The following is an 11,679-nucleotide window of genomic DNA, read 5'->3' on the forward strand; positions in this document are numbered from 1 at the left end:
CGCTTCGGCGCAGCCCTGATATGTCTTTTTCTGACATCTGGCCACGATTGGACCAAATAAATGAATGCACTTAATCAGATAAATGATCTCAAAGCTCGCATGGGCAAGTCAATTATCGGGCAGGTCGAGGTAATTGACCGGCTGCTAATTGGATTGCTGGCGAACGGAAACCTATTGATCGAGGGCCTGCCGGGTCTGGCAAAAACTCGTGCGGTCAAAGCCATGGCGCGCAATCTTGATGCAGATTTCAGCCGGATACAATTCACACCAGATCTGCTGCCATCCGACGTAACCGGCACCGAAGTATTCCAACAGACCAGTGACGGCGGCACGTTCCGGTTCGATCCTGGCCCGATCTTTGCCAACATCGTGCTGGCCGATGAAATCAACCGCGCGCCTGCCAAAGTCCAAGCCGCGCTGTTGGAGGCGATGGAGGAACGGCAAGTCACCGTTTCAGGCACCACACACAAAATGGAGCCTTTGTTCATCGTGATGGCTACGCAAAACCCGATTGAGCAAGAGGGCACTTATCCCCTGCCCGAAGCGCAGATGGATCGGTTCCTTATGCACGTTCAGATCACCTACCCCCCGGTCGAAGACGAGGTAGAGGTTATACGGCTGGTGCGCGGTGAAGAGGTCGCCGCCGGGACCGGCGTTTTCAGAAAGACCCGAACGCCGATCCCGCAAGACGCCGTTTTTCAGGCACGGCTCGAGATAGGGCAAATTCATGTGTCCGACGCAATGGATCGATACATGGCTGATTTGGTGCAGGCGACCCGCACACCCGAGAAGTTCAGCGATGAGTTGGCCAGTTGGATTGAAATTGGCGCCAGTCCGCGCGCCTCGCTTGCGCTGGACAAGTGCGGACGCGCGCATGCCTGGATGAATGAACGCGATTATGTGGACCCCGCGGATATTCGCGCCGTTGCCCACGACGTGTTCCGCCACCGCATCACGCTTAGCTTTGAAGCGCAAGGAAGCGCCAAAACACCGGATGACGTGATAACGGAAATCCTGCGCCTAGTGGCGCTGCCCTGATTGATCGGAGAGAAGTTCGTGGCCCAGATCGCCACATATCCTAATGACCCACGCATTCATGTGGACGCCCAACACCTGTTGCGGCTTGGCGCGAAGTCGCGCGTGCTCAGCCTTTTGCCGAGACAACCTGCGCGTTCAATCCTGAATGGCCGTCATGCGTCGCGGCTGCGAGGGCGCGGTCTGAATTTCGAAGAATTGCGCGGCTATCTCCCCGGCGATGACATAAGGACTATCGACTGGAAAGTGACGGCGCGCACCGGAAAACCTCATGTTAGGGTCTATACCGAAGAACGGGATCGCCCTGCCCTGCTGCTGGTAGATCAACGCGTTTCGATGTTTTTCGGTACCGAAGTGTATATGAAATCAGTCATCGCCGCCGAGGCCGCCGCGATTGCGGCCCATCGCGTCCTGTCGCAAGGTGACCGTGTCGGCGGCATCGTCTTCGGCGACACTGATCTGGCCGAACACCGCCCGCAACGCCGCGCCGCTTCCTTAACGCGGTTCTTATCGTCGGTCGCTGCGTTGAATGGCGATTTGAACGCGTCTTTGCGTCCCAAACCGACCATCGCGCTGAATGACGTGCTGAGACAGGCAGTCGGTATTGCACATACCAACGCGTTGATCTGTGTGTTTTCGGATTTCGATGGTCTGGACAGGGCATCAGAACGCCTGCTGAGCCGCTTAGCGCAATCCAACGACCTTATTCTGTTCAATATTTCCGACCCTAGTGCGCATCAACTGACCGCAGGCTTGAAGATGACGGTTTCGGATGGGACGAAACAAATCGAGCTCGACAGTTCCGACCCGGACCTGTCCAGCCGTATCAAGGCTGCAATGGATAATAGGTTGGCGCAATTGCAACACTGGTCACGGCGCTATGGCTTCCCGATTGTCCCGCTGACAACGTCCGAGCCGGCCCTTGATCAATTGCTGAAATTGTTCGGCCATCCCGGAGGACGGACATGAGCGTCGATGTGGACGGCAAATCCCTCGTCGAGCTGCTCGACATGCTGGTGCCCGCGCCCGTGCCCGAACCAATTCCAATGACACCGCAGACCTGGGGTTGGCTGGCTCTTGCAGTCATTGTATTGGCAGTCATTGTTGTGGGACTTCATTTGTTTCGCGGACATCAGCGATCCAACGCATACCGACGCGCCGCACTTGCCGATCTACAAGCCGCGAACGATGACCCCGCAAAAGTCGCAGAGATTTTACGCCGTACGGCACTTGCTGCATATCCACGCGCGAAGGTTGCCAGTTTGCATGGGCAAGAGTGGCTAAACTTTCTACAGCAAACTGCTGAAAAAATGCCGGTTTCCTCTCCGGCATCTCGCCTACTACTCGAAGGGCCCTACAGATTAAGCCCATCGAGCCCGGAACTGTCACATATGGCACGGGTCTGGATACAAAGCCACAAACCTGAAGGAGGGCGCAGATGATTTCATTCGCCGCGCCCTGGGTTTTTCTGATGTTGCCCTTCCCGCTGTTGGTCTATTGGTTTGTTCCACCGCATCGCGAACAGACCAGCGCAATTCGCATCCCGTTTTTCCGCCATGTCGCCAAGGCTGCAGGGGCTGATCCGCAATCGGGGTCTATGATCTCACAGCGGTCAATGCTGCAAGCATTCGTGGCAACCTTGATCTGGCTGCTGCTTGTTACAGCCCTTGCTCGTCCTGAAAAACTGGCTGATCCTATTGTCGTCGAAAAATCTGCGCGGGACGTTGTGTTGGCTCTCGACATCTCAGGGTCGATGGATCAGCGCGACTTCCAATCCACAGATGGAACGCCCAAGCAGCGCCTTGCTGCTGTCAAAGACGTGTTGCGCGCATTTATTGCCGAGCGTCAGGGTGACCGGATGGCGCTTATTATCTTTGGTACCCGCGCCTTCATACAGGCACCATTTACCGAAGACCTTAATAGTTTGAATGGGTTCCTGGATCAAACTCAAGTCGGCATGGCGGGTCCGAATACGGCTTTGGGTGATGCGATCGGGCTTGGAATACGTATCTTTGACTCAAGCGAGGTAGATCAGCGTTTGATGATTGTACTCAGCGACGGCGCGGATACGTCCAGCCGCATGACGCCCGCCAACGCTGCCGCCATCGCTGCGGATAATGGTGTGGTCATTTATACCATCGGCGTTGGTGATCCTGGCGCCACTGGCGAAGACCGTGTGGATCTGGACGCGCTGCAAGCCATCGCGGATCGTACTGGAGGCCAGTATTTCTTTGCCAACGATCAGGCCGCGCTGAGCGACACATACCAGAGAATTGATGAGCAAAACCCCAGAATTGTCGAAACCCAAAGCTACCGCCCACGCGAAAGCCTGACGCATTACCCATTGCTGGCGGCGTTGATCGTTTTTCTTTGCAGTTCGACCGGCTTTCATTTCGCACAACGTCACAGGAGAGCGACATGATCGACGTTGTGGCCGAATTTCATTTTATCAGAGTAATTTACCTTCTATTCCTAATCCCAATCGCAGTGCTGTGGTGGGCGATCCGCCCGAAACACAAGGGGCTATCTGACCTGCCTGCTGGTATAGCTCCTCATTTAGCTAAAGCACTTTTGTTAGGTGCCGAAGCAAACCGCCGGATCTATCCGATCGACGTTGCCATGACAGTCGCCGTTCTACTCACGCTGGCCGCTGCTGGTCCGACCTGGACGCGGGCGGCCAACCCTCTGATCGCGGATACGGCCCCCTTGGTGATCGCCTTGAAAGTTACCGACAGCATGGAAGAGACCGATCTGACCCCGTCGCGCCTGCAACGGGCGAAATTTAAGATCACCGATATCATCGACGCACGGTCTGGCGCACAGACCGCTTTGATTGCCTATGCAGGCTCATCTCACCGGGTTGCACCGCTGACCGAGGATGCGAACATCTTGCGTCCATTGCTGGAGGGCCTGACCCCTGCCGTGATGCCAAAGTCCGGAGATGCCGCAGGAGACGCTTTAGTACTGGCGCAAAGCATCTTGGATGAAAGTCAGACACCAGGCGCAGTGCTGTTTGTTCTGGATGATCTAGACCCCTCGCAGATTCCAGAGTTCGAAACCGCGTCATCGCAGATTTTTTTTCTGACAATGCTGCCTGACAGCCAGGAAATCGTTCAGCTCAACACCCTGAAAAACGCCGAAGTGGTCCCGTTTTCAACTGATGACCGGGATGTCACGCGACTGCTGAGGCAAATACAGACAGCTTATGTCGATGCTCTGGATGACGAGGACCGGCTTGATTGGCAAGACCGAGGGTGGATTCTGGCCTGGCCAGCTGCGCTGTTGTCCCTTCTTTGGTTCAGGCGGGGTTGGGTCATTCGGTGGGCCATGCTGGGGCTATTCCTTGTTCAACCGTCTGGCCCGGCCAATGCCGACGGATGGCGCGATTGGTTCCTGACGCCCGACCAACAGGGCCAGATCGCCATGAACCAAAAGCGCTTTGCTGATGCGGCAGAGTTGTTCGAAGACCCATATCACGAAGGCTACGCTCGTCTAAAAACAGGCCAATACCCCGAGGCCGCGGCGATCTTTGCGGAACTTAAAACACCTGAAGCAGCCTTCGCCGAGGGAATGGCACGCATCCGAAACCGGGAATACAGACCAGCTATTTCGGCCTTTGAAACTGCGTTAGAGCGTCGCCCTAACTGGCCGGATGCGCAACATAATCTTGAAGTTGCCACAGCCATTTTGGACTATGTTGAAACCACTCGCGAACAATCTGATACCGGTGAAGAGGCAGGTATCGGCGCGGATGACACCGTATTCGACAACGACGCAGGTCGGGGCGAAAACACAACCATTCAAGCCCAAACCGACGGCAGCCAGCCCCTTTCCGCGGATCAATGGATCAGCGCCATCGACACAGACATGCAGGACTTTCTGCGCAATCGGTTCTTGCTGGAAAATCAGGAGCGAACGCAATGAAGCGCCTTCTCCTCCTGCTGCTTTTGTTACCCAACGCAGTGCTTTCGCAAGGAACAACTGCAATCCAACCTCAAGTGACGGTGGAGACGCCGACCGAAGACGTGATCGTGGGGCAACCGGCGATCGTGCGCATCAAGGTACTGGTTCCTACGTTCATGCCGTCTCCTCCCGTCTTCCCGTCACTGGAACAGGAAAACCTGTTGGTCCGGCTTCCTGAACGCGCATCAGGTCCCGTCAGTGAGCCCGTGAACGGTGAAACATGGTCCGGGGTTCAGCGCAGCTATCGCATTTACCCTCTACTTGCCGGGCAAATCAGCCTTGGCGTCACCGACATGAAGGTTACGTTTGCCGACCCTGAAACGAATGCTCCAATACAAGTCTCGGTCCCGCTTTCACCGATCGCAATCAATGCTGTTGTCCCAGACGGTGCAGCCAACCTGAACCCTCTGATCATCGCGACGGGTTTTGAATTGGAGCAAGAGGTTGAGGGCGTGACTGAGATGCAGGCCGGAGATGCAATTACACGGCGGTTAACAGCACGTATCACCGGCACCAGCCCGATCCTTATTCCGAAACTTATTCTTGAATATCAAGAACCTCTGCTGCGCCCTTACCCCAAGGAACCACGCTTAACTGAAACCGAGGATCGAGGTATTCTGTCCGGCCAACGGGTCGAAGAGGTAGTGTACCTTGCCCAAGATGGCGGCCAAGCGCAGCTGCCGCCCGTGTCTTTTCAGTGGTTCAATCTGTCAACTGACGCGGTCGAAACCGTGGAAGTACCGGGTGTGGATCTGACGCTCACCGCGCCCAGGTCGAACCCTCTGACGACGGACAGGTTGGTTGAATATGCGCTTTGGTTGGGATTGGCGGTAATTGTTATTTGGGCGTCTTTGCGTTGGGGCGCACCGCGCTTTCGCACTTGGAAAGACGCGCGGCACCAAGCATATCGCGCATCGCCTGCATTTGCTCTGGCGGAATTGCAACGCGCGCTAAAGGCCCATGATCTGTCCGCAGCTTATTCAGCGCTGGAAACCTGGAAAACCCGCAGCAGTGATCCACAGGGGTATCGGGAACTTGAGGCACAGTTGGCAAGGATTGGCTGTGCACGTTATGCATCTGATATCAATCAGAAAACACCGGATTGGTCCGCTGCAATTTCGGCCATGAAGGAACTTGCAGAAACACCACAATCGCAGGCTCAACCGCTTCCACCGCTGAACCCTTAACGCTTAGGTCTGGCAGTTCGCGATCAGCGCCTGTCTGTTCTTCAACCGCACCCGTCCATAACCGAGTTCAATCAAGTCCAAATCAGCAAGGCGGTGCAGGCTGCGATGCAAAGTAGGTTGTGACACAGCGATCATCTCGGCCAATTCTTCCTGTGACACGACGATCCATCCATCACATTTCGAGGTGCCTTCATCCAGATGCAGCAGCCTGAGAACTAACCTCTTTTCGCTGCCCGTGACCGCCAGGTTTGCCATGATCCGAAGGGCGGTCTGCATATTCTCGTGGGTCAGCGCGTAAAAGTCCCGAACGTAGTCAGGCTTGGACTGAACCAACTTGGTCACGCGGCCGTTTGGGAAGTACAACGCGTGCGTCTCTTGCGTCGTTACGACACTGACCAGACGCGGTTCATCCGCAAACAACGCCAGATCCCCGACCCAAAACCCCGCGCCTTCGCGATGCAGAACGAATTCCTGCCCGTCATCCGCCGGAGCGGTGATCTGCACCCCACCGCTGAGGACAGCAAAGACCCCGTTGGACGGATCGCCATGGTGATACAGCGTTTCCCAGGCTTCATAGGTTTTCGGGACCCCGCACTCCAACAAATCATGCTGAAATGCGGCCGAACGTTTGCTGAACCAGCCTCCGCCCTGCAAGAGTTTCATATTATTCGCTTTGTCAAACATTAGAATTTTTCAATATCATCATATGATGAGTTTTCAATCTCATTGATCGCCTAACCTGAGCACGCTCGATTCCCCTACGGGTGATGTATCGCCGTTCAGAAATCGACCATTTCTTGGCAGCTTATTGGCTGAAACAGCCAGCCTCCAACTAATTTTCACCTCCGGGTTTTTTCGACCCTTTCAAATCAGGAGTACATCATGTCACCACCACGTTCGATTGCATACAGTTGGCGCAGTGGCTTGCGTCGGGTTGCTGTGGCTACATTCGCCGTTGCGTTGGCAATTCCCGCCTGGGCGCAGGAACAGAAACCCAACATCCTGGTCATCTGGGGGGACGATATTGGACAATCCAATATTTCGGCCTACACGATGGGTTTAATGGGGTATCAGACGCCCAATATCGATCGCGTCGCCAAGGAAGGGATGATCTTCACCGACTATTATGGCGAGCAATCCTGCACCGCGGGCCGGTCATCCTATATCATGGGGCAATCAGTATTCCGGACCGGGTTGTCCAAGGTTGGATTGCCGGGTGCCGATCTGGGTATGCAGGTCGAAGATCCAACCATCGCGGGCTTGTTGAAGGACCACGGCTATGCCACTGGTCAATTTGGTAAAAACCACCTAGGCGACAAGGATGAGCATCTTCCGACAAATCACGGATTTGATGAATTTTTCGGAAACCTGTATCACCTGAATGCCGAGGAAGAACCGGAAAATGAAGACTATCCCGGCGAGGCGGTTCTGGCCGATGGGCGCACCTTCCGCGAAGCGTATGGCCCGCGCGGTGTAATCAAATCCAAGGCGGACGGCACCATAGAAGACACCGGCCCCCTGACCCGCAAGCGCATGGAGACGGTAGACGAAGAGACCGTTGCCGCTGCAATTGACTTCATCAAGCGAGCCCATGAGCAAGGCCAGCCATTCTATGTCTGGTGGAACGGCACTCGGATGCATTTCCGCACCCACGTCAAGGATGAGATGCGCGCGCAAGCGAACGATATCATTGGTGGCGTTGCAGACGAATACACTGCGGGCATGATTGAACATGACATGCATGTAGGGCAGTTGCTGGACCTGCTGGATGAGCTTGGAATCGCAGACAACACGATCGTCCACTATTCCACCGACAACGGACCGCACATGAACACATGGCCGGATGCTGCCATGACACCGTTCTGGGGCGAAAAGAACACCAACTGGGAAGGCGGATGGCGCGTTCCATCGATGGTGCGCTGGCCCGGCCAGATCGAAGCTGGTTCGGTCACCAATGAGATCGTGCATCACATGGACTGGCTGCCGACCTATCTGGCCGTCGCTGGTGATCCAGAGATCAAGGAAAAGCTGAAGGCTGGCTATAGCTCCTCCGGCATGGGCCGAGATTACAAGGTGCATCTGGACGGCTACAACATCCTGCCTTTGCTGACTGGTGAGGCCACGGAAAGCCCCCGACGTGAAATTTTCTATTTCTCGGATGACGGTGACCTGACCGCGCTGCGTTTTGACGATTGGAAGCTGATCTTCCTAGAGCAGAAGGCATGGGCCACCCTGCGCGCCTGGATCGAGCCCTGGACCGAACTGCGTATTCCTCTGATCGTGAACCTGCGTCGTGATCCGTATGAGCGCGCGTATCGGACCTCCAACACCTACTATGACTGGCTGTTGGACCGGGCTTATTTCCTGGTGCCAGCACAGCAATATGTCGGGTCTTTCTTGGAAACCTTCCAAGAGTTCCCGCCACGCCAGAAAGCGGCAAGCTTTAATCTGGATCAGGTGATGGAGAAACTGGTCACGCCGACCAACAACTAAGCCCCTCGCAAGCTTAGGGTCGCCGGTTCAACGGCGGCCCTTTTCACGTTGAAGAAAAAGGAATTTCTCATGAAGACCGCCCTTCTCGCTGCTGCCGTTTTCATGGCCCCGTCGATTGCCCTGGCCGACCCGCTGCCCAGTTGGGGAACCTCTGCGTCGAAGGATCAGATTGTTGCTTTTGTTGACGCCGTCACCGATCCGGACAATCCCGATTACGTGACACCAGCAGACCGGATCGCCGTGTTCGATAATGACGGGACGCTTTGGGCGGAACAGCCGGTGTATTTCCAACTGACCTTCGCCATGGACCGCCTTGCCGAAATGGCGGCGGCTGATCCTTCGATCCTGACCAGCCCAACGCTGGAAGCTGCGGCCAAGGGGGATATGGAGGCCATCGCGGAAGGCGGCCATGAGGCCTTGATCGAAGTCCTGAATGCCTCGCATTCCGGGGTCAGCGTCGAAGAGTTTCAGGCCTCGGTCACCAAATGGCTGGACACCGCGCGTCACCCCGATACCGGGCTGCCCTATGACCAGATGACTTATCAGCCAATGGTGGAACTGCTACGCTATCTCAGGGATGAAGGGTTCCGCACTTACATCGTTTCGGGCGGCGGACTGCATTTCATGCGCGTGTTTGCCGAGGACGCCTATGGCGTGCCGCCAGAGCAGGTACTGGGCACCTATACTGCCACCACTTATGAAACGGCCGAAGGCAAACCCACGATCATCAAGGCACCCGGCATTGCTTTTATAGACGACAAGGAAGGCAAGCCGATCAATATCGAACGCACCCTTGGCAGGCGCCCCATTCTGGCCGGTGGAAATTCGGACGGGGACTTTGCCATGCTCGAGTGGACAACCGCCGGGCACGGACCGCGTTTGGGTGTCCTGATCCATCACACCGACGCTGAAAGAGAATGGGCCTATGACCGTGAAAGCCCGATCGGAAAACTGGTCGACGGGTTGGACAAAGGCCCCGATATGGGCTGGGTCATCGTGGATATGGCGCAAGACTGGAATCGCATCTACACTGGGTCGGAATAAGGCACTCAGAGAACGATAACCTCATGTGGACATTACTTGTTTCCGCTGCCGTCCTTGTCCTGTACGTGACGGCTGTGGTCTTTGCCATACGGGCGGCGCAGACCGCCCGAACACCGCAGGGCGCGGTTGGCTGGGTGGTGTTTCTGATCTCAGCCCCGATGCTCGGCGTACCCATGTATTTGTTTTTGGGCCACCACCGATTTCGCGGGTATCGCATTGCGCGAAAACACAGCGAACGCGTCGTCGAAGGCATCAAAAGCTTTGCAGATTTTTCAATGCCCGAACCCGGCTCGATGCCGTTCAACGCACGGCCATTCGAGGTTCTGGCGCATCTGCCAGTATCGCGTGGAAACGGTGCCAATTTGCTGATCGACGGCAAGGCCACGTTCGATGCCATTTTCGAGGCAATCGACGCCGCGCAAAGTTATATCCTGATCCAGTTCTACATTGTCCGCGATGACGACCTGGGCAAACAGTTGCAGTCCAAACTGATTGCCGCAGCCGAGCGTGGTGTCTCGGTCCGCTTTATGACCGATTCCGTGGGCAGTTATGGTCTGCCGACCGCCTACCTTGACACCTTGCGCGCCGCCGGGATCGAGATTGCAAACCCGCGCGACCGGCGCGGACCGCAATATCGCTTTCAGCTGAACTATCGCAACCACCGCAAGACCGTAATTATTGATGGTGAAACGGGCTTTATTGGCGGTCACAATGTAGGGGTCGAGTATCTGGGCCAGAGTAAACATTTCGGCCATTGGCGCGACACACATCTGAAAATGACCGGCCATATCGTCCGTCAATTACAGTTGATCTTTGTCGAGGATTGGCACTGGGCCCACGAAGAAGATCTGATTGATCAACTCAACTGGGCCGGATCAGAATCCGAACAGGACATGAATGCCCTGCTGGTCGCCACCGGTCCGGGGGACGACACGGAAACTGGTGCGATGATGTTTTTCTCGGCCATCACTGCAGCCAAGGAAAGGATATGGATCGCCTCACCCTATTTTGTGCCTGATATCGACGTCATGACGGCCCTGCAGCACGCTGCCCTTCGAGGTGTCGATGTGCGCATCCTTGTGCCAGAAGTGATTGACCACCGCCTGCCCTGGCTGGCTGCCTTCGCTTATTTCGACGAAATCCGCGACTGCGGTGCGCGGGTGTTTCGGTATACCGAAGGGTTCATGCATCAAAAGGCATTCGTGGTCGATGACACGCTGGCTGCTGTGGGAACGACCAATCTGGACAACCGATCATTCCGGCTGAATTTCGAAGCCATGGCACTGTTTTTCGACCAACGCGCGGCTGAGGCAGTGGACAAAATGCTGCGCGACGATTTTGAAAACAGTTATGAATTGACCCGCAAACTGCCCGAACAACCCGGCTATATCCGGTTCGGCTCACCACTTGCGCGCTTGTTCGCGCCTATCCTCTAGGACATCAGCTCTTCTTTGAAAACCTGGGTCATCAGGGCAACCATAAAGGCCGTCGACAGGCCAAACGCCAGCAAACCTGTGACCGAAGCAAACGCGCCGAATATGCGCAACGGTTCACCCAACACAATGTCGCCATACCCCAGGGTAGTGAAAGTCACCAACGAGAAATACAAGGCCGAATTCCAGTCAGGCAGAACATCCCCCAACACCCAGACGATCGCCCACAACCAGACTTGAAACGTGTGAATTGCAACGATGAATGCTAGCGCGATACAGATGGGACCGGCGATGGCAAGAAACCGTTTCGTGTTCTCAAGCCGGGGTACCGCGTGCCGGATGACCTGCGTACACCACGTCAAAAGGATGATTTCGATTAGGAAGCAAATCCCCAGATAGATACTGCCCCAAACAATCTGCTGCGCTAGTGTCATAAACTCGTATCCCGGCCCGGAGAAGTTCTGACACAATGGCGACTTAACCAAAAAAGAACAAGGCTGTGACAATCGCAAAAGATTGCGTCC

11 protein-coding genes are annotated in these 11,679 nt (G+C 55.6%); 9 read left to right on the forward strand and 2 right to left on the reverse strand.

All coding sequences use genetic code 11. From position 1 onward, the window contains the following. Positions 1-60: 60 nt before the first annotated feature. Genes GOX21_RS03175 through GOX21_RS03200 form a run of 6 tightly spaced genes read left to right on the forward strand, consistent with a single transcriptional unit; the run spans position 61 to position 6,185 of the window. The gene (locus GOX21_RS03175) at positions 61-1,038 is read left to right on the forward strand and encodes an AAA family ATPase (RefSeq protein WP_170375422.1); all 978 of its coding nucleotides are present in this window, start codon (positions 61-63) and stop codon (positions 1,036-1,038) included. Positions 1,039-1,056: 18 nt separating this feature from the next. Further along, complete coding sequence (locus GOX21_RS03180) at positions 1,057-2,004, forward strand: DUF58 domain-containing protein (protein WP_170375424.1); 948 nt, start codon at positions 1,057-1,059, stop codon at positions 2,002-2,004. Continuing rightward, positions 2,001-2,477, forward strand: a complete 477-nt coding sequence (locus tag GOX21_RS03185) for a DUF4381 domain-containing protein (RefSeq protein WP_170375426.1) — start codon at positions 2,001-2,003, stop codon at positions 2,475-2,477. The genes GOX21_RS03180 and GOX21_RS03185 overlap by 4 nt, the downstream gene beginning before the upstream one ends. Continuing rightward, positions 2,474-3,457, forward strand: a complete 984-nt coding sequence (locus tag GOX21_RS03190; RefSeq protein WP_170375429.1) for a vWA domain-containing protein — start codon at positions 2,474-2,476, stop codon at positions 3,455-3,457. The genes GOX21_RS03185 and GOX21_RS03190 overlap by 4 nt, the downstream gene beginning before the upstream one ends. Further along, on the forward strand, positions 3,454-4,959 hold the full coding sequence (locus GOX21_RS03195) for a VWA domain-containing protein (protein ID WP_170375432.1): 1,506 nt from the start codon (positions 3,454-3,456) through the stop codon (positions 4,957-4,959). The genes GOX21_RS03190 and GOX21_RS03195 overlap by 4 nt, the downstream gene beginning before the upstream one ends. After that, positions 4,956-6,185 carry a BatD family protein gene (locus GOX21_RS03200; RefSeq protein WP_170375434.1) on the forward strand — a complete coding sequence of 410 codons (1,230 nt, stop codon included), beginning with the start codon at positions 4,956-4,958 and terminating at the stop codon, positions 6,183-6,185. Before GOX21_RS03195 ends, GOX21_RS03200 begins: the two co-directional genes overlap by 4 nt. Positions 6,186-6,188: 3 nt before the next feature. On the opposite strand, the gene GOX21_RS03205 is transcribed toward GOX21_RS03200, so the two are convergent. Next, positions 6,189-6,848, reverse strand: a complete 660-nt coding sequence (locus GOX21_RS03205; RefSeq protein ID WP_254428443.1) for a Crp/Fnr family transcriptional regulator — start codon at positions 6,846-6,848, stop codon at positions 6,189-6,191. A 219-nt stretch (positions 6,849-7,067) separates the two neighbouring features. Between GOX21_RS03205 and GOX21_RS03210 the strand changes: the two genes are divergently transcribed. From GOX21_RS03210 to cls, 3 genes are all read left to right on the forward strand, one after another. After that, complete coding sequence (locus tag GOX21_RS03210; protein ID WP_170375438.1) at positions 7,068-8,678, forward strand: arylsulfatase; 1,611 nt, start codon at positions 7,068-7,070, stop codon at positions 8,676-8,678. Positions 8,679-8,747: 69 nt separating this feature from the next. After that, positions 8,748-9,722, forward strand: coding sequence for an HAD family hydrolase (locus GOX21_RS03215; RefSeq protein ID WP_170375439.1), 975 nt, complete (start codon positions 8,748-8,750; stop codon positions 9,720-9,722). Between the two features lie 23 nt (positions 9,723-9,745). After that, positions 9,746-11,158: a cardiolipin synthase gene (cls, locus tag GOX21_RS03220; RefSeq protein ID WP_170358582.1), complete on the forward strand. Its 1,413-nt coding sequence runs from the start codon at positions 9,746-9,748 to the stop codon at positions 11,156-11,158. On the opposite strand, the gene GOX21_RS03225 is transcribed toward cls, so the two are convergent. Further along, positions 11,155-11,589, reverse strand: a complete 435-nt coding sequence (locus GOX21_RS03225; protein WP_170348790.1) for an ion channel — start codon at positions 11,587-11,589, stop codon at positions 11,155-11,157. The genes cls and GOX21_RS03225 overlap by 4 nt on opposite strands. Positions 11,590-11,679 lie beyond the last annotated feature (90 nt).

It is taken from the genome of Ruegeria atlantica, assembly GCF_013032005.1.
Lineage (GTDB): Bacteria > Pseudomonadota > Alphaproteobacteria > Rhodobacterales > Rhodobacteraceae > Ruegeria > Ruegeria atlantica_A.